The organism is Vibrio sp. SCSIO 43153 (assembly GCF_023716625.1).
Classification (GTDB): domain Bacteria; phylum Pseudomonadota; class Gammaproteobacteria; order Enterobacterales; family Vibrionaceae; genus Vibrio; species Vibrio rotiferianus.
Genome location: NZ_CP071855.1, coordinates 1,298,739 through 1,319,255 on the forward strand (window position 1 = coordinate 1,298,739; position 20,517 = coordinate 1,319,255).

18 protein-coding genes, 4 tRNA genes and 1 other annotated feature are annotated in these 20,517 nt (G+C 45.6%); of the genes, 11 read left to right on the plus strand and 11 right to left on the minus strand.

Annotation, left to right across the window (positions count from 1 at the left end; genetic code table 11):
• Positions 1 to 11 precede the first annotated feature (11 nt).
• The 5 genes from trpCF to trpL2 form a co-directional block, all read right to left on the minus strand.
• Entirely contained in the window at positions 12 to 1,451 is a 1,440-nt protein-coding gene (gene trpCF, locus J4N37_RS05920) for a bifunctional indole-3-glycerol-phosphate synthase TrpC/phosphoribosylanthranilate isomerase TrpF (RefSeq protein ID WP_252041901.1), read from the minus strand.
• 13 nt (positions 1,452 to 1,464) lie between these two features.
• Positions 1,465 to 2,475: an anthranilate phosphoribosyltransferase gene (gene trpD / locus J4N37_RS05925; protein WP_009700797.1), complete on the minus strand. Its 1,011-nt coding sequence runs from the start codon at positions 2,473 to 2,475 to the stop codon at positions 1,465 to 1,467.
• A 64-nt stretch (positions 2,476 to 2,539) separates the two neighbouring features.
• Positions 2,540 to 3,121: an aminodeoxychorismate/anthranilate synthase component II gene (locus tag J4N37_RS05930; protein ID WP_038885018.1), complete on the minus strand. Its 582-nt coding sequence runs from the start codon at positions 3,119 to 3,121 to the stop codon at positions 2,540 to 2,542.
• A 16-nt stretch (positions 3,122 to 3,137) separates the two neighbouring features.
• Complete coding sequence (locus J4N37_RS05935; RefSeq protein ID WP_138956357.1) at positions 3,138 to 4,703, minus strand: anthranilate synthase component 1; 1,566 nt, start codon at positions 4,701 to 4,703, stop codon at positions 3,138 to 3,140.
• 126 nt (positions 4,704 to 4,829) lie between these two features.
• Positions 4,830 to 4,933 (minus strand) — a sequence feature (Trp leader region).
• Positions 4,880 to 5,005, minus strand: coding sequence for a tryptophan operon leader peptide (gene trpL2 / locus J4N37_RS05940; RefSeq protein WP_010447500.1), 126 nt, complete (start codon positions 5,003 to 5,005; stop codon positions 4,880 to 4,882). Its footprint overlaps the feature before it by 54 nt.
• A 95-nt stretch (positions 5,006 to 5,100) precedes the next feature.
• Here trpL2 and rnm point away from each other — a divergent pair, with 95 nt between their 5' ends.
• On the plus strand, positions 5,101 to 5,979 hold the full coding sequence (gene rnm / locus J4N37_RS05945; protein WP_252041902.1) for an RNase RNM: 879 nt from the start codon (positions 5,101 to 5,103) through the stop codon (positions 5,977 to 5,979).
• A gap of 39 nt (positions 5,980 to 6,018) precedes the next feature.
• Positions 6,019 to 6,639, plus strand: a complete 621-nt coding sequence (locus tag J4N37_RS05950; protein WP_010447505.1) for an L-threonylcarbamoyladenylate synthase — start codon at positions 6,019 to 6,021, stop codon at positions 6,637 to 6,639.
• A 338-nt stretch (positions 6,640 to 6,977) separates the two neighbouring features.
• Here J4N37_RS05950 and J4N37_RS05955 read toward each other — a convergent pair whose 3' ends face one another.
• Complete coding sequence (locus J4N37_RS05955; protein ID WP_252041903.1) at positions 6,978 to 7,703, minus strand: calcium-binding protein; 726 nt, start codon at positions 7,701 to 7,703, stop codon at positions 6,978 to 6,980.
• A gap of 351 nt (positions 7,704 to 8,054) precedes the next feature.
• Here J4N37_RS05955 and rluB point away from each other — a divergent pair, with 351 nt between their 5' ends.
• Positions 8,055 to 8,993 (plus strand): 23S rRNA pseudouridine(2605) synthase RluB, encoded by a 939-nt coding sequence (rluB, locus tag J4N37_RS05960; RefSeq protein WP_010447509.1) that lies wholly within the window; start codon positions 8,055 to 8,057, stop codon positions 8,991 to 8,993.
• 146 nt (positions 8,994 to 9,139) lie between these two features.
• Here the strand turns inward: rluB and J4N37_RS05965 are convergent, their stop codons facing one another.
• Both J4N37_RS05965 and efpL read right to left on the minus strand, forming a co-directional pair.
• A complete protein-coding gene (locus tag J4N37_RS05965; RefSeq protein WP_005431208.1) occupies positions 9,140 to 9,460 on the minus strand; it encodes an HI1450 family dsDNA-mimic protein in 321 nt (106 codons plus the stop codon).
• 2 nt (positions 9,461 to 9,462) lie between these two features.
• On the minus strand, positions 9,463 to 10,029 hold the full coding sequence (efpL, locus tag J4N37_RS05970) for an elongation factor P-like protein EfpL (protein WP_010447515.1): 567 nt from the start codon (positions 10,027 to 10,029) through the stop codon (positions 9,463 to 9,465).
• A gap of 219 nt (positions 10,030 to 10,248) precedes the next feature.
• Here efpL and J4N37_RS05975 point away from each other — a divergent pair, with 219 nt between their 5' ends.
• Positions 10,249 to 11,016: a nucleotidyltransferase family protein gene (locus J4N37_RS05975; protein ID WP_045387800.1), complete on the plus strand. Its 768-nt coding sequence runs from the start codon at positions 10,249 to 10,251 to the stop codon at positions 11,014 to 11,016.
• 27 nt (positions 11,017 to 11,043) lie between these two features.
• Here the strand turns inward: J4N37_RS05975 and J4N37_RS05980 are convergent, their stop codons facing one another.
• From J4N37_RS05980 to J4N37_RS05990, 3 genes are all read right to left on the minus strand, one after another.
• Positions 11,044 to 13,407, minus strand: coding sequence for a DNA polymerase II (locus J4N37_RS05980; protein ID WP_045387797.1), 2,364 nt, complete (start codon positions 13,405 to 13,407; stop codon positions 11,044 to 11,046).
• Between the two features lie 75 nt (positions 13,408 to 13,482).
• Positions 13,483 to 15,249 carry an Lnb N-terminal periplasmic domain-containing protein gene (locus J4N37_RS05985; RefSeq protein WP_231571990.1) on the minus strand — a complete coding sequence of 589 codons (1,767 nt, stop codon included), beginning with the start codon at positions 15,247 to 15,249 and terminating at the stop codon, positions 13,483 to 13,485.
• A gap of 155 nt (positions 15,250 to 15,404) precedes the next feature.
• The gene (locus J4N37_RS05990; protein ID WP_038885009.1) at positions 15,405 to 15,887 is read right to left on the minus strand and encodes a DUF3015 domain-containing protein; all 483 of its coding nucleotides are present in this window, start codon (positions 15,885 to 15,887) and stop codon (positions 15,405 to 15,407) included.
• Between the two features lie 514 nt (positions 15,888 to 16,401).
• Between J4N37_RS05990 and uvrY the strand changes: the two genes are divergently transcribed.
• From uvrY to J4N37_RS06025, 7 genes are all read left to right on the plus strand, one after another.
• Positions 16,402 to 17,046 (plus strand): UvrY/SirA/GacA family response regulator transcription factor, encoded by a 645-nt coding sequence (gene uvrY / locus J4N37_RS05995; RefSeq protein ID WP_010447546.1) that lies wholly within the window; start codon positions 16,402 to 16,404, stop codon positions 17,044 to 17,046.
• Between the two features lies 1 nt (position 17,047).
• The gene (uvrC, locus tag J4N37_RS06000; RefSeq protein WP_071236132.1) at positions 17,048 to 18,880 is read left to right on the plus strand and encodes an excinuclease ABC subunit UvrC; all 1,833 of its coding nucleotides are present in this window, start codon (positions 17,048 to 17,050) and stop codon (positions 18,878 to 18,880) included.
• Positions 18,881 to 18,926: 46 nt separating this feature from the next.
• Complete coding sequence (gene pgsA / locus J4N37_RS06005; protein WP_005445072.1) at positions 18,927 to 19,484, plus strand: CDP-diacylglycerol--glycerol-3-phosphate 3-phosphatidyltransferase; 558 nt, start codon at positions 18,927 to 18,929, stop codon at positions 19,482 to 19,484.
• A 400-nt stretch (positions 19,485 to 19,884) separates the two neighbouring features.
• Positions 19,885 to 19,958: transfer RNA gene (locus J4N37_RS06010), tRNA-Cys, on the plus strand.
• Between the two features lie 37 nt (positions 19,959 to 19,995).
• Positions 19,996 to 20,071: transfer RNA gene (locus J4N37_RS06015), tRNA-Gly, on the plus strand.
• A 78-nt stretch (positions 20,072 to 20,149) separates the two neighbouring features.
• Positions 20,150 to 20,236 (plus strand) — tRNA-Leu (locus tag J4N37_RS06020).
• 11 nt (positions 20,237 to 20,247) lie between these two features.
• Positions 20,248 to 20,323, plus strand: a tRNA-Gly gene (locus tag J4N37_RS06025).
• Positions 20,324 to 20,517: the final 194 nt, after the last annotated feature.

The window sequence follows — 20,517 nt, forward strand, 5'->3', positions numbered from 1 at the left end:
GATATCCAGCTTTAGTAGTTGCGAATGGCGGTGAAGGCCGCGAGCAACTTCTGTGAATCTTTTTTGCCTGGTGCGCTTTCTACACCAGAGTTTAAATCTAATCCCAAGCAACCTAGTGTCGCTGCTTGTTGAGCATTTTCTGGCGACAGTCCGCCCGCTAGCATAATTTGACTTGGGTCGCCGATCAGTGACCAGTCGAACACTTGACCAGTTCCGCCTGTTTGAGTGCCAACTTGCGCATCTAATAGATGGCGATCAATGTTGTCTGCTAGTAGTTCTGGCTTGGCATCAGTAACGCCGTAAGCTTTCCAAATTTCTACCGCTGCTGGCAGTTCGGCTTTGAGTTGGTTTACGTAAGCTTGGTCTTCTTGACCGTGCAGTTGCACCGCTTTTAAACCCAAAGAGGTCACGACAGAAGCAACAAAATCGATATCGTGATTTTGGAAAACGCCTACATAGTTCAGCGGAGCACCGCTCATGGTTAAGCGCGCACTCTCAAGGTCGACCGCACGCTTCGACTTCTCGACAAAAATCAGGCCACCAAATACTGCGCCAGATTGATACGCTTTTGCTGCGTCATCTGGATGAGTGAGACCACAGACTTTATTTTCGCCCAGCGTCACTTTGCGTACTGCTAGCTCTAGGTTATATTCCGCCATCAGTGAACTACCAATCAAGAAGCCGTCTGCGTATTCCGCTAAATCACGAACTTGTTGATGTGTATAAATGCCAGATTCTGAGATTACTGTTGCGTTAGGAGCCAGTTCACGAATTGTCGGTGCCAGTTCTTTCGTACGATTCAAATCAGTACTTAGGTCGCGAAGGTTACGGTTATTGATGCCGATAACGCGTGCGCCTAGCTTAACAGCACGATGAAGCTCGTCTTCGTTGCTGACTTCGGTCAGGATGCCCATGTTCAGGCTGTGTGCTGCTTCTTCTAGGGCTTTGTACTCTTCATCATTGAGGACAGACAGCATTAGCAAGACAGCATCAGCACTGTAATGACGCGCCAGGTAAACTTGGTAGGTGTCCACCATGAAGTCTTTACACAGAACGGGCTGTTTGACTTGACCTCTTACCTGAGGAAGAAAGTCAAAGTTACCTTGAAAGTATTTCTCGTCTGTTAGTACCGAAATTGCATCAGCATGGTTGTTGTAAACCGATGCAATGTAATCCAAGTCGAAGTGATCACGAATCAAACCTTTAGAAGGAGACGCCTTCTTACATTCGGTAATGAATGCCGTTTTTTCGCCACTCAGTGCATCGTAGAAGCTGCGATCCGATGGCAGCAAATCAGACTGAAATGTGCTTAGCGGTTGAGACACCTTACGGTCTGCTACCCACTGATATTTGTCGCGGACAATTTTCGCCAGTACTTCTGCCATTTCTGCTTCTTTCTTAGAAACGTGTTCAGACAGGTTGTCAGCTTGCTGAGTGTTGAAGTCAGTCATCTTCTTCAATTCCTTAAGCGTGTGCGGCAAGTTGTTGTACCAATTGGTACGCCTTGCCTGAATTCATTGCCTCAATCGCTTGTTGCGTGTTGGCTTTTAAATCTTCGTGGCCGAATAGACGCATTAGCAGAGCAACGTTCACCGCTACAGCACCCAATTGTGCGTCTGTACCTTTACCTGTCAGGATATTGGTAATGATCGCTTTGTTTTCTTCAGGATCGCCACCTTTGATCGCTTCTAACGGGTGCGCTTCTAGACCGAAGTCTGCTGGTGTTAGCGTGTACTCAGTGATCTTGCCATCTTTGATTTCTGCAACCGTTGTTTCACCGTGAATCGCCACTTCATCCAAACCACTACCGTGTACTACTGCTGCGCGCTTCATACCCATTTGTAGCATGGTTTCTGCAATAGGACGAACCAGTTCTTCACTGTAAACACCCATCAATTCGATGTTAGGACGAGCAGGGTTAATCAGTGGACCAAGAATGTTAAAGATGGTGCGTGTTTTCATAGTTTGACGCACTGGCATCGCATGGCGCACACCACCGTGGTATTGAGGTGCAAATAGGAAAGCAACACCGATATCGTCTACCGCTTTGCGCGTATCTTCTGCGCTCATGGCTAGGTTGATACCAAATGAATCAAGAAGGTCAGAAGAACCCGATTTGCTTGAAACGCTGCGGTTACCGTGTTTCGCCACTTTTAGACCACATGCTGCAGCAACAAACGCAGCAGTGGTTGAAATGTTGATGGTGTTGTGACCGTCACCGCCCGTACCTACGATATCTGCGAAATCGTAATCTGGGCGAGGGAATGGGTTTGCGTTTGCCAGTAGTGCTTTTGCCGCGCCTGCAATTTCATCTGGCGTTTCGCCTTTGATTTTTAGTGCAGTCAGTGCTGATGCCATCAAAATTGGGTCTAGCTCACCACGGATGATGATGTCGAACAGCTGTTGGCTCTCTTCCTGAGTAAGCGATTCTTGCTCGTACAGTTTGGTAATAATAGGGTTGATGATTGCTTCCATATTTCCTCTCCTAAATTTCTTATGTGCCAAGTGCTTTTTAAGCAGTGAGTGGGTTTACTGAAGTTTATTCTTCAAGCGCCCATTCAATGGCATTGGCCAACAGTGTTGCTCCGTAGGTCGTCATAATAGATTCCGGGTGGAACTGGAACCCGCAAACTTTATCTTCCTCATGAACCACAGACATCACTAAGTCATCCACTTCTGCTGTGATGGTTAGGCTCTCAGGAACCTTGGTCGCAACCAGCGAGTGGTAACGTGCAATTGCAAGTGGTGATGGTAGGTTTTGGTAAATCGCATGGTTTTGGTGCTCCATCATAGAGACCTTACCGTGAATAATTTCGCCCGCGCCAGCAACGGTGCCTCCGTATGCTTCGACAATCGCTTGGTGACCAAGACAAATGCCGATCATCGGTACTTTGCCTTTCATGCGTTGGATAAGCTCTGGCATTGACCCTGCCTCTGACGGTGCACCAGGACCTGGTGATAGCAGAACCACTGGGTTTTCAAGCTCGTTTACCGCTTGTTCGATGGTTTCTGCTGGGATGTTGTTTCGGTAAATCTTGACTGAGTGACCTAGCGAGCGGAACTGATCCACAAGGTTGTAGGTGAACGAGTCAAAGTTATCGATAAAAATGATATTAGCCATCTCTGAACCCTATTCCTTATTGTGACTTATGCGCTGCTTGGATAGCAGAGATTACCGCTTGTGCTTTACCGCGCGTTTCGTCTGCTTCCGCTTGCGGATCAGAGTCGAACACCACGCCAGCACCGGCTTGAACTTGAGCAATGCCATTTTCTACGTAAGCAGAGCGAATGACGATACATGTGTCGAGTGTGCCTTCGCCGGTAAGGTAACCCACAGCGCCGCCGTAGCTACCGCGTCGTGCGCCTTCTACATCGCGAATCAACTGCATCGCACGAATCTTTGGTGCGCCAGTGAGCGTGCCCATGTTCATACAAGCTTGGTATGCGTGCAGTGCATCTAGGTCTTCACGCAGTTGGCCAACCACGCGCGATACTAGGTGCATCACGTGGCTGTAGCGGTCAACTTTTAGTAGGTCTGCTACGTGGCGAGTGCCCGCTTGTGCAATACGAGCGACGTCGTTACGTGCTAAGTCAACCAACATCATGTGTTCTGCGTTTTCTTTCATGTCGGTGCGCAGTTCAAGTTCGATGCGGCTATCTAGGTCGAAATCGATCTCGCCGTTAGGGCGTTTACCACGGCGACGAGTGCCTGCGATTGGGTAGATTTCAATTTGGTTGGTATCGGTTTCGTACTTAAGCGCGCTTTCTGGTGATGCGCCAAACAAAGTAAACAGTTCGTCTTGCATGTAGAACATGTAAGGGCTTGGGTTACTTTGTTTAAGTTCTTTGTAGGCTGCCAATGGGGAAGGGCAAGGGAGTGTAAATCGGCGAGACGGTACTACTTGGAACACATCGCCTTTCACTACGAACTCTTTTAAGTCACGAACGATTTGGCAGAAGTCTGAATCAGATACGCTAGGTTCAACCGTGACGTCGGCGATTTGCTCTGCACTTGGCAGCAGTTTTGGCGCCGCACATTGAGAGCTGATTTCTGCGATGCGAGTTTCTAGTGTTGTTTTTTCTGAATCATCGACAAACAAAGTCGCTTGCAGCTGGCAAGATTCGGTTTGATGATCCACAACCAACAGCGTTTCCGCTACGTAGAAAACGTAATCTGGGCACTGGTTTGTTGCTTCTGCATTACCAAGAGGCTCGAAGTTTGCGACTAAGTCGTAGGCAAACAGACCACCAAGGAAAATCGCGTGTTTGTCTTGCTGTGAAATATCAAAACTATGCTGAACCAAACGCAGCGCATCGAAAGAAGAGGCTTCACGTAGGCGAGAGTCTTCATCTAGTGTGTCGCACGGTTGAGTGAATTCCAAAGTCAGCGTTTCGCCATCGAAATCACTCTCAACGTCACCACGAATGTTCTGGTTTAAATGGGAAAGTAGGTTTTTACCGTTGTTGGTCAATGCCTGCATGCTGACGCTATGACCAAAGCAGACTAGACGCACGGCCGAATCGACAATCAGTAGTGATTTTAAATCTTGCTTTGAATCGATCTCAGCGGATTCTAGTAATAGGCTGTCAGTCTTGTTCTCACATAATGTGTGGAACAAGCGAGTCGGGTCTTGAGTATAAGGGACGGAGGCCGTTAGCACTTCAAGCTGTCCAAGTTTCTGAATATCAATGGCCTTATTCACAAGACCTCCTTATAGCTGTTTTATATCTTCCTGCCGTACATAGTGGCATAAAGCAAACGTTCACCCAATCAAGTTTTGGTCATATTCGATGAATGTTTAAGCAGTTGAATGTGAGATGAACGACAAAATAAAAAGCCCGCTGAAGTAGCGGGCTTTGTGTTGTTTAATTCTATAAACTAGAAGTACACGTTCGCCCACCAAGAACTTGTCCAAGTGCGCCACCAAGCAAGATCAGCAGAATTCATCTTATTCGTATGAACTGCAACTTTCGCTTCCTGGTTTTGGTTAAATTCTTGTAACATGGTGAGCCTTAACTAGGTACTTTGTATTTGTGTACTAGTTAACTAGTGCAGAGGTGAAAAGTCAACCCCAAAACAGCATTAAAACGACAAAAAAGATGAGAATTGATTTACACAGCCACACTACGGCATCAGATGGTCGATTTGCACCACATGATTTAGTGGATAGGGCATTGAGTTTTGATATCGAGGTTTTGGCGATCACGGATCATGATACGGTTGACGGCTTAGCTCCGGCCAAGCAATACGTTGAACAGAACAATCTCCCGATAAAAATCATCAACGGTATCGAGATCTCTACCGTTTGGCAGAACAAAGACATCCACATTGTGGGGTTGAATATCGATCCAGATAGCCCAGCATTGACGGAGCTGATTGAGCAGCAGAAAACGCACCGCGTGGTTCGAGCTGAATTGATCGCGGAGCGTCTACAAAAAGCCACCCGTGAGGGCGTACTAGAAGAAGTCCAGCAAATTGCAGGTGATGCGCCCATTACACGAGCTCACTTCGCCAAATGGCTGGTGGACAATGGTTACGCCAAAAGCATGCAGATGGTGTTTAAGAAATTCCTGACGCGCTCTAACCCTGGTTATGTTCCACCGAATTGGTGTTCCATGAAAGATGCGGTTGACGCGATTCATGCCGCGGGTGGTTCTGCTGTATTGGCTCATCCGGGTCGTTATCAGCTTACCGCAAAGTGGGTAAAACGCTTGTTAGCGGCATTTGTCGAAGCAGGCGGAGATGCCATGGAAGTTGCGCAACCTCAACAAGCGCAACAAGAAAGACGCAACTTGGCTGATTATGCTATACAATACAAACTATTAGCTTCTCAAGGCAGCGATTTTCACTATCCATCACCGTGGATGGAGTTGGGAAGAAACCTCTGGTTACCTGCGGGCGTAGAACCAGTTTGGAAAGATTGGGGTATTGATCCTTCGTTGGACAACAAGCAACAAGACGAAGTCGAAACTCCCTAAAAAATATAGAGCCGAGAGGTTCGATAATGAGGAATTACAATGAGCCAGTTTTTTTACGTTCATCCAGAAAACCCACAGGCTCGCTTGATTAATCAAGCAGTAGCAATCATTCGTAATGGCGGTGTTGTGGTGTACCCAACCGATTCCGGTTACGCGCTAGGCTGTCAACTGGAGAACAAGCAGGCGTTGGAACGTATCTGTCAGATCCGTCGTCTGGATGACAAGCATAACTTTACTTTGTTATGCCGTGATTTATCGGAGCTTTCTCTGTACGCGCGAGTTGATAACACCGCGTTTCGACTATTGAAAAATAATACACCAGGGCCTTACACATTCATCTTTAAAGGCACGAAAGAAGTGCCTCGCCGTTTGATGAACGCAAAACGCAAGACCATTGGTATTCGTGTACCAGATAACCGTATTGCGCTAGACCTTTTGGAAGCGCTTGGTGAACCAATGATGTCAACGTCGCTTATCCTTCCGGGTAATGACGTGACAGAATCGGATCCAGAGGATATCCGTGACAAACTAGAGCACGCGGTAGACGTTATCCTTAACGGCGGCTATTTAGGTGAACAGCCAACGACGGTAATTGACTTTAGTGAAGGTGAAGCCGTTGTTGCACGTGTTGGCTCTGGCGACCCTGCACCATTTGAATAATTGGTTTGCTGTTAAAGAAATAAGAAAGGGAGGCGTTACCGCTTCCCTTTTTTGATTGGGGTTTAGATATTATACCCAAGTGACTTCAAGATGCAGGATTCAGAGCGTTGTCATTGATTCGAGGTCAAGGAAAACAACGCAGCGGAATAGCCAGCTCTTTCCAAGTTGTTTGACGCAGTAATCGGGTCAATGACACGCTCCCAAAGGGCGAGTTGCCTTGGCTTGTATACTTTGTTGCCGATTCTTGATTTAGACCCACTAGACCTTTAAATCGCCGCCGCGTCTACAAACCAAGTCATTCTCGCTGAACCTAGCATCTCGAGGTTACTTGGGTATATTTAGGTGAAATCAAAAATATTAATGTCGTTGTTACTCATGTAGTCAACGTACGCTTGATCAACACCTTTCAACGTTACTTCAATATTGAACTCGTCACTTGAGTAAACCGCCCATCCATATTCATTGAAGGAAAGCTCAAGCTGTTCCTCAGACTCAAGAAAGGAGTCTCTCTTGCCATCGCCATCAGTATCTCTTCCAAGATCAAAGGTCAGCTTGTCTTCGAAGATATTGAAGTCGAGCACTTCCGCCTTGATTTCAATCTCATTGCTGGTGATGATGCCCTCAGGCGTTTTGACGGAGAGGCGATTAGAGAATACAAACTCGTCGTTGCCTGAGCCTCCAGCGAGCGTGGAGTTACCATCACCCACGATAAGCTTGTCGTTTCCTAGGCCCGCATTGAGAAAGTTGTTGCCAGAGTAATCGAATAGAATGTCATCACCTTCTCCACCGTAAAGGAAGTCATCCCCTAATCCTCCAGAAAGATAGTCGTTGCCACTTCCGCCAGAAACATGATCTTCGCCCTTGCCACCCAGTAGATAATCATTACCACCTTTGCCATCGATATAATCATTTCCGCCAAAGCCGACGAACTTTTCATCTCCGCTATCGCCTACGAATACATCTGGCGTAAAAGAATCGACCGTTCCTTTAACATCATCTTCCTCAGCCGTTCCAAAAATCCAATTATAGTCGGGAGCTGTTGAGCTGCTTTCTGATCGAGACATATCTTTTCCTTTTGATTGTATGCGTCAAAGAGACTAGTGACACTGAAACACGCCCTAGCTGTGAGAAATCCTGATAATTTTATCAAGGTAAGGCTGAAGTGGTGGGTTATTAGCGTTTGAGTTTAGAGCGAATTTTTCTGATTCGTTTTAGTACTATTGGGTTATTTGCTGGAGGAATTGGAGTGGAATCCTAATCTGCAATTTCATCAACCAAAGCACGAAATGCTCTTACAATAGATTTAAGAATCTCGTATAATGTCCGACCGAAAAAATCCCATTCATGTGGGTAACTTGCAAAATGATGACCAATTCTGGTCTCGACGTCTGTGAAGACGACACATAGGTAGATAAATGAGCGAAAAGTTACAAAAAGTATTAGCACGTGCAGGTCACGGTTCTCGTCGTGAGATTGAATCGTTAATTAAATCTGGTCGCGTTAGCGTGAACGGAATCGTAGCTAAACTTGGTGAAAGACTCGAAGATGAGAACAGCGTAGTTCGTATCGATGGTCACGTTGTGTCTGCAAAGGCGCAAGAAGAAGTGATCTGTCGTGTTTTGGCTTACTACAAGCCTGAAGGTGAACTATGTACTCGTCACGACCCAGAAGGTCGTCGCACTGTTTTCGATCGTCTGCCAAAGATTCGTGGTTCTCGTTGGATTTCAGTAGGTCGTCTTGATGCGAACACATCAGGTCTACTGCTGTTTACAACCGATGGTGAGTTGGCAAACCGCCTTATGCACCCAAGTCGTCAGGTAGAGCGTGAATACCTTGTTCGTGTTTTCGGCGAAGTAACTGAACAAAAAGTGAAAAACTTGGTTCGTGGTGTTGAACTTGAAGACGGTATGGCGCGCTTTGAAGATGTGGTATATGCGGGTGGTGAAGGTATGAACCACACGTTCTATGTTGCAATCAACGAAGGTCGTAATCGTGAAGTTCGCCGTCTGTGGGAATCGCAAGATACGACGGTTAGCCGCCTAAAACGTGTTCGTTACGGTGATATCTATCTGGACAAGAAACTGCCTCGTGGCGGTTGGATGGAACTTGATCTTAAAGAAGTAAACTACCTACGAGAATTGGTAGAGCTTCGTCCAGAAAAAGAAACCATGCTTGATCTGAACAAAGATAACACTTCACGCAAACGTGAACGTGCTCGTAGCCAAAAAATCCGTCGCGCTGTTAAGCGTCACGAAGAGCGCGTAAATACGCCTAAAGGCCGCAGCAACAACCCTTCTCGCCGCAAGCCAAAGAAGAGCGCTGGTGATCAGGGTGCACGTAACAAGCATCGTTAATCGATAGCGAAAATTAGAAAGGCTTGCTTACCCGGCAAGCCTTTTTCTTGTCTGTCTTATTAAAAGAGGACAGTGACGTAAGTCGGTTTCATACATAAAAAAACACCAGCATGAAGCTGGTGTTTTTGATCATGTTGAGGGAACCGTTAATCACGTTTCCAAAGCATATGACAGAACTTATGTTCTGGGTCTCGACTGATTAGCATACGAGCAAAAACGTCATCAAGTACGTCATTTTCCTCGTTTACTAAGCCGATTCGAACTTCTGCATACACTTCTTTGTCGATGTCAAAGCCAACATGTTCAACCCAGTCATCACCAGTTTCAACAAGCTCAGCGGCACCACGATCTTCAAATTGCGCAGTAAACAGAATGACATCAGCTGGCTCTAGGTTGTCTGGAGCCATTTCAAGGAAGATGTCGTACGCAGCGTCGATAACGTCGTCGTAAGAAATCAAATCAGACATGCTTATGCTCGGCTCATGAACTTACGTTCAGTCGTGTTCACAATTACACGTTCGCCAGTTGCGATGTATTCTGGAACTTGAACAACAAGGCCAGAAGCAAAGCGAGCTGGTTTAGTACGCGCAGATGCAGATGCACCTTTGATTGATGGATCAGTTTCTTCAATCACTAGTTCAACAGACGATGGTAGTTCAATACCAACTGCAGCGCCGTTTACAAGGATAATATGGATACCTTGTGTATCTTCGTTGATGAACAGCATGTCATCTTCAACTTCAGCGTGCTTGAATGTGTATTGTGAGTAGTCTTCGTTATCCATGAAGATGTGCTCATCACCATCAGCGTATGAGTACACAACTGCACGTTTGTTCATTTCTACTGTTTCAACAACGTCATCAGACTTGTAACGCTCATCTACACGAGCACCAGTGTTTAGATCTGTACAACGCATTTTGTAGATTTTAGCGCCGCCACGACCACCAGGAGTCGTTACTTCGATGTCTTTTACTAGAAGAGTTTTACCATTAGACTCGATTGCGAAGCCTTTTTTGATTTCACTTGCCTTTGGCATTGTATTTTCCTATTTACACTTATTAAGCAAAACTTGGAGATTATAGCGCTAAGTTGTCTAGCTGACATCAAAATATTTACCTCCATATAAGCTAAACCTTAGCTTCGAAGTCATGTGGTTAGCTGAAACCTAGATGTATAGTACCGATAAACTTGATTCGTTACAGAAGCTGATCGATCATAGGCTATATTCCAATTAACTCTTTTTATTTCCTGATACATGTCTCTACCTGTTATTGATCCAAGCGAACCTTGCCAACCCCAATTTGAAGCCTTGATTCGAGAAGTTTTAATGTGCTTAAAAGGGGGCTTAGGGCCAAACCTCCATAGTGTTTATGTCTATGGCAGTGTGGCGCGTAAAACCGCAGTTGTAGGCAAATCAAACCTTGATATTGTTGTGGTGACTAAGACTGGGTTTGAAGACAACAGAGTGACTTTGCTTAATACCATCCGTTGGCGTGTGCAAAAAGGTTATCCCCAAGTGACAGGTGTTTCTATACGAACAGCTCTGACCAAAGAAGTCGCCAACCTAGATAGTATTTTTACCTGGGGTTTCATGCTCAAGCATTGTTGTGTTTGCGTCTACGGCGATGATCTTGCGGATTGTTTTGGTGACTACATTCCAAGCTGGGAGATTGCCAAGCATTGGAACATGGATGTAGAAGAGTGGGTGTCGATATATCGAACCAAAATAGTGCAAGCCAAGGACACCGACGAACTGATTAGCGCTCAGGTTACTATCGCGAAGAAGCTATTACGGGCTTCCTATTCTGTTATTATGCACAAAGACCGACGCTGGTTTGATGACCCCGTGGAGTGTGGCAATGTATTTCTTCAGTACCACCCAGAGAAAGAGACGGAAATTGCTCGATTGGGAATTTTGCTTTCTGGACGTTCGATTCCCAAACGCTCGGTGCTTGGCTTGTTGGATGGATATGGACAATGGCTAGTGAAGGAATATCAGAAGACGGAATTTCGAATCGGATAACCTTAATAAAGAACATTGGTCGTACTTTTAGAACAATCCCATTTGTGGTGCAGAGAGTTGCTCAAAATTAGTACCAATAAACGGTAATATCGCATCCGCAACAGGTTTTAACTGCTTATCAATATAGTGTTGATAGTCGATAGGACTATTACGGTATTCGTGTGGCTCTGGCCCGTTTACGGTAATCAAGTACTCGATTCGACCACGATTTTGATACTGCAATGGCCTGCCTAGTTTCGCATTGATATCATCGGCCAAGCGCGCAGCACGTACTTGTGGCGGAATGTTCTTTTGATATTCGTGCAGCTTACGGCGTAATCGCTTTTGATACACTAACTGATCATCAAACTCACCATTATTGGTTTTTTCGACCATCTCTCGCACATAGTCACTAGGGTCTTCACCATGGAAGACCATTTGATACAAGATGTTCTGGAATCGCTGTGCCAGTGGTGTCCAGTCGGTGCGTGCACTTTCTAATCCTTTGAAGATAATGCGTTCTTGTTCGCCTTCACCAATCAAACCTGCGTAGCGTTTCTTGGAGCCGGTTTCCGCGCCTCGAATGGTTGGCATTAAAAACTTGCGATAATGGGTTTCGTATTCGAGTTCAAGAATCGAGTTGAGGTTGTACTCACTGCGTAAATGGTCACTCCACCATTGGTTGATGTAGTCGACCAGTTCATTACCAATTTTATCTGCGTCTGCTTGGCTAAAGGCGCCGTTTAAAGAGACAAAAGTTGAGTCAGTATCGCCATATATAACTTGATAGCCTTTGTCTTCAATCAAGACCTTGGTCTGCTTCATGATTTCATGCCCACGCATAGTGATGCTGGAAGCTAGGCGGGTATCAAAGAAACGACAGCCAGAAGAACCAAGCACGCCATAAAATGAGTTCATGATGATTTTGATCGCTTGTGAGAACGCTTTTTCATTGTTCTTCTTTGCAACATCGCGCGCTGCCCAAAGTTTTTCGATCATTTCTGGCAAGAAGTGTTTCGAGCGATGGAACTGACCGCCACGGAATCCGGGTACCGCTTCATCGTCTGCTGTGCCGATTTGAAGCTGCAAACCTTCGACTAAGCCCATAGGGTCGATCAAGAATGAACGAATAATCGAGGGGTACAGGCTCTTAAAATCTAGCACCAATACCGAGTCGTAAAGGTTTGGGATGGAGTCCATCACATAGCCGCCCGGGCTGGCAATCCAGTTTTCTGGATGCAGGTTTGGCGCAACATACCCTGCTCGGTGGATCTGCGGCAGATACAAATTAGTAAACGCTGCCACTGAGCCTCCAACGCGATCCAGTTCCACTCCCGTTAAGCGGGAGCGTTCGATAGCGAAGTCGAGTAGGTGAGTGTGGTCAAAAATCTTGTTGACCAACACACAGTCTTGCAAGTTGTATTTAGCGAGAGACGGTTTGTCTGAACGGTACATGCGATTGATTTCGTCCATTCGATCATGAACGTTATGAATCTCTTTACCTTCGCCAAGGAGTTCTTGTGAAACAGACTCAAGTGACCAAGAGCGGAAATGGTATGTCGCGGTTTTGAGCGTATCGATACCATCGAGTACCACGCGACCAGGAATAGAGATAAAGCCCTGTTGGCTTTGCGCGGAGCTGCGGAAGAAACTCGGTTGGTCAGCGCGGCCTAGCACCAGCTTCATGTTGTGCCACTCGGCACGCTTGTGCAGTAGACGGAAATCAAAGTCGATAACGTTCCAGCCGACAATCACATCTGGGTCAAATTGCTTAAACCAAGCGATTAGCGCCTGAAGCAGCGCTTTCTCATCTTTCACCCATTGGATTGGTGTGTCTGCCGGTTCAGGTTCGCCAATCATGATCACGCGTGAATCAGCAGGGCTATCTAAACCAATCGAATAGAGGATGCCTTTCTCTGAGCACTCTAAATCGAGCGAAACGACATGCAAACTAGGAATATAGTCGCCTTGACGGCACTGGGCTTTAGATACTTTAGTATGATTCTTTTGAGCCTGAAACCGACCAGTAAACTCAATGCTTCCCTTAATGAAGCGTTCCATGAGAAAGCGATCGGCGAGTTTTATATCGGCTTCCAGTGTCATGATGTCATCTTTAGCGAGCAGATCAGACAAGGTGTATGAATCTCTGATCGTTTGACAGTAGCAAGCACTTAGGGGGATGAGTTCAAAGCTTTTTAGGTTGAGTGGTTTGATTTCTAAAGGGATATGATGTTGCTTAGCTAGCGTACTAGCATGATCTTGATGACTCTGCTCAATAAAAAAGACAGGCTTTTCGCCTTGAATGGTCAGGTTTACGGGCCCGTTATTAGTCGCGACCCAAAGATCGATTTGAGTTTGCCCTGAAAGGTCCCGAGCTTGTCTGGTGAGTAAAAAGCCTTGCTGAATCGCCAACGAATATTTCCTTTAAAAACCAAAAAGGCCACATATGGTAGCCTTTTTACTTAATCAGAGGATATTAGCAAAAACTCAGTAGTAAAAATATCCCGTGAGCTTCGCTGTGGTGTTTTCTCTAGACCAATGCTGGTACTCGACTTCGCTTCGAATTGCCCAGTTTCGACTCAACGCCCAGTTCCAACTCGCTGTTGCTTTAGCATTTTGATCTACGAGTGAGTCAAACAGATACAGATACTGACCTTGTAAGGCTAAACGATGATTGTGAGTGGCTTGCCATAAAACACCAGCTTCAACACCAGAGCCCACGGTAAGGTCGTATTCAGTGAGTTCTCCTGCGCTAACATCTAAGGAGAAGAGAGTGTATAGATGAAGCTTGTCTGACTCGCCCCAAGCTTTACCTACACCACCTTGAGCAAACCATCGACCGGCAAGTTTGCTCTCTGCCGGCATTCGGTCGAAGCCACCACGGATGTTCCACGCTAAGCTGTCAAAAACACGATTTCCCGGTGCTAAAGCCATCGCATCTAAAAGTTGAAAGTTCTCGAGTCTGGCGTTTGACGCTTGGTCGATACTCAATGTGGTATCTAGAAAGCTAATTTTCGCTCCCGGAATAAAACCCGCTTGAGAGTCGAGCAAATCATGGTAGGCAGCACGCCAATGGAAGAGTGTTCGATTTGTTGCCCCATCATTATATTGGTAGCTCAATCCAACTCGAGCAGAAGCATGGCCTTTTTCAGGGGATACTTTAGGTGCTTCCACAGGAGAGAAGGGAGAGTCAGCTTTGATTCGACTGCGCTGATAGAGAAGTTGAGTCAGCTGTTTTGCTGTTGGATCTCTTTCTAAACCGTCGTCGTAAAGCTCATAGTTTAGCCATTCGTAAGCGAACTCAAGTATCGCTGCTCGCTCTTCATCCGTAAATTTTGCAGCGCTAGGGTATTCTCCTTGCTTAGCCTTGATTGCAGCTTGAAAAAGGTCTTCGTCTATTTCGTTAGATTGATGAAGCAGTCGAGTGCCAAATGCAGCGCGATATTCAGGCTCATCTAAAAGGTGACTGTCTGCGAGTGTTGCTACCGTATCTGATGGAATTGCGTGAACTGGGAAGTCGGCAACTAAAGATAGATCATCTCTTGCCAGTTCAAGTAGCGCGAGCAATTGATAAGAGCAGTTTTCATCAATGAAGTAGTAATCGAATTCAGCAGTTTGCATTTCCCATAGGTGCAATAGCACACGATTTACTTCATCTTCTGATAGCTTGAGCTTGTACTCCCAGATATCACGAGATTCAATATCGTTGTATTCACGGACTTTGCGATAGTAGGGCATGACAGTAAATCGACCTGGATAGCTGCCTGCTAAGCCTTTGAGAGCGTATAAAGCGGCATTATCATTGGTCTGAGGCTCAGCAGCAAAATTAACAGCAAACGCCACGAGTTCCTTGTGTCTTGTTTGATCCTTTGCATCGATTCTTAGCAATGTATGGCCAAACATGGAGGAAGGGTTGTTCATAAAGGCGGTAGGAAAAACTAACGTCATGCCTGCCGGGTCTAGTACTTCTTTCCAGTCATTCATTTCTGGGCAGTTTAGTATCGCCACACGATCCTGTTGTTGTTCAAGCCAAGTAAAGCGGGCTGGGTAACGACAACGCATTTCAGCCTTTGTTGTGTCATCGGCGTTGTAAAAGGCATTAAAAGTAGCGATCAACTCAGCTTCTGGGTTTGTTTTGCCGTCCACTGATAAAAAAAAGGCTTTCGAGTCAACGGTGCTTTTATAATCACTCAAAGTCGCAGGAAGGTAATGCCCCAACTTTAACCAGTAAGGCTCCTCGGACAATTGTTGCAAGTCTATCTGGTGAACATGAGCTGAGAGTGGGGAGGCAAAGACACTTGCCGAGAGGATTAAAGCATGTGTGCAAAAAGGGAACTTCATCGAATACCGCGAAAATATAGCATTAAAAAAGTGTCCAAAAGGACACTTTCTATTAGGGGGGCCAGTGCTTAGATAGTGTAAGCAGCTAGAGCGTTGTTTTCAGCAACCAAGTCGTTTAGGTTAGCGAAGACTTCTTGTGAAGTCACATTCTCAGATTTGAATACTTTCGCAAAGTTTTCTTGAGCCATTTGGTTGAAAGCCGCTTTATCGGCTTCTTGAATGCCCCAAACTTCAGAAAGCGTAGCAAGAGTCTCACCTTCGCCTTTCGCGATATCGCGAGCTAGGTTATCCATGTTGCCATCGATAAATAGTGCTAGTTTTTGTGCTGAAGTGATAGTGCCGTTACCGTCACAACCTAGCGTACCGAAAGTGATACCGAACGTTTGGTTACCAGAAGTGCCGTTAGTTGTTGCACCTAGTACTTTAAATACTTTGCCAGACTTACCGTCGAAAATCATAGTACCTAAGCCACAACCGATGTCAGAGTCAGCCATTGCAACGTTTGAAAGAGGAAGAGTAGCTAGCGCTGCCACTGCTAAGAGCTTTTTCATTATATTTTCCTGATATTTAAGTTATATCCAATTTAGAACTGCAATATAAAATTGCGGCGGCCATAATAATGAAACAATATGCATTTGCAAATCTAATTTAATGATGAAATTGAATTAGAATTAAATATGAGACACTCGTTCCTACCCAATTTCTGTTCGAGGTTAACTTATTGATAATGTTGTTAAATTGACCAGTATCACATTGTGGCACGCTTCTTTCGGGCATTACTTGTTTACATTTTCGTTGTGAGGACAATTTGTTGTATGGCTGTCCCAATGATGTGGGAAGCGACTTGTTGATGGTTTTTTGTTCGGCTAAGGTTGTGATAAATATGCAAATTCAGCCTTACTGACCAGATATAGAAATAAGTTCTTGCTAAACTTTGCGTTTCAGCACATATTCATATAAAGCAATTTTTGCCATATACGGTATTATATAGGCACTCATACTGATATCCGCATTGAATAAACTGAATGTGGGTGCAGAGCCAATTAAAAGTGTGGAGATACAAGTTTGATAAATGTTTTCCTTGTAGATGATCACGAGCTGGTTCGCACAGGGATACGACGTATTATTGAAGACGTCCGTGGAATGAACGTAGCAGGAGAAGCTGACAGCGGTGAAGATGCAGTAAAATGGTGTCGCAGTAATCATGCTGACGTCGTTTTGATGGACATGAATATGCCAGGAATCGGTGGCTTGGAAGCTACTAAGAAGATTCTTCGAGTGAATCCTGATGTCAAAATCATCGTTTTAACCGTTCATACTGAAAACCCGTTTCCGACAAAAGTCATGCAAGCGGGAGCTTCTGGTTATTTAACGAAAGGTGCAGGACCTGACGAAATGGTGAATGCCATTCGAGTGGTTAACAGTGGACAGCGTTACATCTCACCAGAGATTGCGCAGCAGATGGCGTTGAGTCAATTCTCACCAGCCTCAGAGAATCCATTTAAAGACCTTTCAGAACGTGAATTGCAGATCATGATGATGATCACCAAAGGGCAGAAAGTAACGGATATTTCTGAACAACTTAATTTAAGTCCAAAAACAGTCAACAGCTACCGCTACCGTCTGTTTAGTAAATTGGACATCAATGGTGACGTTGAGTTAACACACTTAGCGATCCGCCACGGAATGCTGGACACCGAGACCCTTTAGTGTGAATCAACCCTTCGATTCGGCTTCCTTTCTCAAGACAGTAACTCATCAGCCCGGCGTTTACAGAATGTACAACGCCGAGGCTGTTGTGATTTATGTCGGCAAAGCCAAAGATCTAAAAAAGCGCCTCTCAAGTTATTTTCGTAAGAAAGTCGACAGTGAAAAGACCCGCGCTCTCGTAAGTAATATCGCTAAAATTGACGTCACGGTAACCCACACCGAGACGGAAGCGCTCATCCTTGAGCACAACTACATCAAGCAATATTTACCGAAATACAACGTACTTCTGCGTGATGACAAATCGTACCCTTATATTTTCATTAGCGGCCATAAACATCCGCGATTGTCTATGCATCGTGGTGCGAAAAAGCGCAAAGGTGAGTACTTTGGACCATACCCGGATTCTGGTGCGGTACGAGAAACTTTGCACCTTTTGCAGAAAACACTCCCTGTTCGTCAGTGTGAAGATACGGTTTATTCCAACCGTACTCGCCCTTGTTTGATGTACCAAATTGGTCGCTGTGCAGGGCCGTGTGTCAGCACCATAATTTCTGATGAAGAATATGCCGAGCTGGTGGGCTTTGTTCGCTTGTTTTTGCAGGGTAAAGATAAACAAGTGCTTGAGCAACTAATCGAGAAGATGGAAGTGGCAAGCCAGCAGCTCCGCTTTGAAGATGCAGCGAAATTTCGTGATCAGATTCAAGCGATTCGACGCGTACAAGAACAGCAGTACGTTTCAGAAGACAGTATGGATGATATGGACGTACTTGGTTTTGCACAAGAAAACGGTATCGCTTGTATCCATATCTTGATGATTCGTCAGGGCAAGGTGCTAGGCAGTCGCAGTCATTTTCCTAAGATTCCACAGAACACCAGTCAACAAGAAGTCTTTGATAGCTTCCTTACTCAGTACTATTTGAGCCACAACGAGGCGCGCACCATCCCGTCTCGTATTATTTTGAATCAAGAGCTAAGTGGCGATATAGAGCCGATTCAGCAGGCGCTGAGCGAGGTTGCTGGTCGTAAGGTTCAGTTCCATACCTCTCCAACAGGGTCACGTGGACGTTACCTCAAACTATCGAATACTAACGCTTTGACGGCAATCACCACCAAGATCAATCACAAGATGACCATCAATCAGCGTTTTAAAGCTCTGCGAGAAGTCTTGGGGATGGAAAGCATCGCTCGTATGGAATGTTTCGATATCTCGCACACGATGGGCGAGAGTACCATTGCCTCATGCGTGGTGTTCAACAGTGAAGGCCCTGTTAAACAGGAGTATCGTCGTTACAACATTACAGGCATTACTGGTGGTGATGATTACGCAGCAATGGGACAAGCTCTAGAGCGTCGTTATTCGAAGCAGCTTGATGTAGAGAAGATTCCTGACATCATCTTCATCGATGGTGGTAAAGGGCAGCTCAACCGAGCGCATGAAATCATATCCCACTACTGGGGAGATTGGCCGAAGCGTCCAACTATGATTGGTATTGCCAAAGGTGTGACCCGCAAGCCTGGCCTTGAAACCTTAATTACCGTAGATGGTGATGAGTTTAATTTGCCAAGTGACGCGCCAGCACTTCACCTCATTCAGCACATTCGCGACGAAAGCCATAACCACGCAATTGCGGGGCATCGGGCTAAACGGGGAAAAACCCGACGAACCAGTGCGTTAGAAGGAATTGAGGGCGTGGGTCCAAAGCGTCGTCAAGCCTTGCTCAAATACATGGGCGGTTTACAGGAATTAAAGCGCGCAAGTGTTGAAGAAATCGCCAAAGTACCGGGAATTAGTCACTCTTTGGCAGAAATTATTTTCCAAGCATTGAAACAATAAGGAAAATCCCGCAACATTAAGCCGCAATGTGTAAGAGAATAATAAAATGCGTTTGAATATCCCGAACATTCTATCTCTACTAAGACTGTTCCTAATCCCAGTTTTTGTGGTTGTCTTCTATCTACCTTACTCTTGGGCTCCTTTTGCAGCAGCAATGGTTTTCTGGGTTGCAGGTTTTACTGACTGGCTCGATGGCATGCTTGCTCGTAAGCTAGGCCAAACGTCTCGTTTTGGTGCTTTCATCGACCCAGTGGCTGATAAAGTGCTGGTTGCGACGGCGTTGATTTTGATCACTGAGCATTACCACACGATTTGGGTCACGATCCCTGCGGTTACTATGATAGCGCGTGAAATCATTATCTCTGCATTGCGCGAGTGGATGGCCGAGATCGGGAAACGAGCCAGTGTGGCGGTTTCTTGGGTGGGCAAAGTCAAGACTGTCTCACAAATGTTTGCTCTGTGGGTTCTGATTTGGCGTTATGACGATTGGATGGTGTGGTTAGGCTTTGGTGCCTTGTATGTGGCAACCTTCCTAACGTATTGGTCAATGGTTCAGTACCTGGCTGCTGCAAAGGATGATTTGCTCAATGAAGAGCACCATTAAAAGAATCCAACACAAATAGCATTTTAAGAAGCAGGCTTGATAGCCTGCTTTTTTGTGTCTCGGATTCATGATAAAGAAAAATGTGACATGAGTCTTGTTTTTAATCCTACTAAACGCGTAATGCGGTTTGTTCCTTTAATTATCGATAGTTAATACAAGAAGGAATGCCATAGGGTAGGTGAACGGCGTAGCGCAATATTCATGATAAACAAGAGTATTTGGGCTAATCTCAGTATTAAAACTAATCAATTTACCGTCTTTCGAACAAATTCTGGTCAAACGATTTAAAAAAATAAAAATAGTGTTGACTCGATCGTCCGAATCCGTAGAATGCATTCCGTACCCAAGAGAGCATAGCTTGAAAGGGTGGTGAGAGAAGTTAAGCTTCCTTCACAAATGAGGCGCCTTGGCAGAGTGGCTATGCAGCGGATTGCAAATCCGTGGACCTCGGTTCGACTCCGGGAGGCGCCTCCATTATTCTTTTGAGAGTGAAAGGCTTTCGAGAATAAATGCGACACTAGCTCAGTTGGTAGAGCGCAACCTTGCCAAGGTTGAGGTCACGAGTTCGAACCTCGTGTGTCGCTCCAAATTTAAATGATATGGCGATTGGCGGTATCAGATGGTGTTTTACTTTTCTGTAAAGGCATCACAAAGAATATTTGTGTGCCCTGGTGGTGGAATTGGTAGACACAAGGGATTTAAAATCCCTCGACGTTCGCGTTGTGCCGGTTCAAGTCCGGCCCGGGGCACCATCTCAAAATCTGCGACACTAGCTCAGTTGGTAGAGCGCAACCTTGCCAAGGTTGAGGTCACGAGTTCGAACCTCGTGTGTCGCTCCAGATTATAAGCCCAGCGTTTATGCTGGGCTTTTTCTTTTCTCGTTTGACACTATCCCAATTACTAGCACTAAACTGCAGCTTCGACGATGTTGGTCTGCTTCTAGTTCTGCTTATTTCTTTCTTCTTACACACCTCTAATGCACTTTTCTGCGAGACAGATCCATATAGTGGCAAAGCCCTTAGCACTCGGTTTA

What these genes read in the sequence shown, in the direction of transcription:
- trpCF (WP_252041901.1), bottom strand. Translation starts at nt 1,451, where the DNA reads ATGACTGACTTCAACACTCAGCAAGCTGACAACCTGTCTGAACACGTT.
- trpD (WP_009700797.1), bottom strand. Translation starts at nt 2,475, where the DNA reads ATGGAAGCAATCATCAACCCTATTATTACCAAACTGTACGAGCAAGAA.
- J4N37_RS05930 (WP_038885018.1), bottom strand. Translation starts at nt 3,121, where the DNA reads ATGGCTAATATCATTTTTATCGATAACTTTGACTCGTTCACCTACAAC.
- trpL2 (WP_010447500.1), bottom strand. Translation starts at nt 5,005, where the DNA reads ATGTTACAAGAATTTAACCAAAACCAGGAAGCGAAAGTTGCAGTTCAT.
- rnm (WP_252041902.1), top strand. Translation starts at nt 5,101, where the DNA reads ATGAGAATTGATTTACACAGCCACACTACGGCATCAGATGGTCGATTT.
- J4N37_RS05950 (WP_010447505.1), top strand. Translation starts at nt 6,019, where the DNA reads ATGAGCCAGTTTTTTTACGTTCATCCAGAAAACCCACAGGCTCGCTTG.
- J4N37_RS05955 (WP_252041903.1), bottom strand. Translation starts at nt 7,703, where the DNA reads ATGTCTCGATCAGAAAGCAGCTCAACAGCTCCCGACTATAATTGGATT.
- rluB (WP_010447509.1), top strand. Translation starts at nt 8,055, where the DNA reads ATGAGCGAAAAGTTACAAAAAGTATTAGCACGTGCAGGTCACGGTTCT.
- J4N37_RS05965 (WP_005431208.1), bottom strand. Translation starts at nt 9,460, where the DNA reads ATGTCTGATTTGATTTCTTACGACGACGTTATCGACGCTGCGTACGAC.
- efpL (WP_010447515.1), bottom strand. Translation starts at nt 10,029, where the DNA reads ATGCCAAAGGCAAGTGAAATCAAAAAAGGCTTCGCAATCGAGTCTAAT.
- J4N37_RS05975 (WP_045387800.1), top strand. Translation starts at nt 10,249, where the DNA reads ATGTCTCTACCTGTTATTGATCCAAGCGAACCTTGCCAACCCCAATTT.
- J4N37_RS05990 (WP_038885009.1), bottom strand. Translation starts at nt 15,887, where the DNA reads ATGAAAAAGCTCTTAGCAGTGGCAGCGCTAGCTACTCTTCCTCTTTCA.
- pgsA (WP_005445072.1), top strand. Translation starts at nt 18,927, where the DNA reads ATGCGTTTGAATATCCCGAACATTCTATCTCTACTAAGACTGTTCCTA.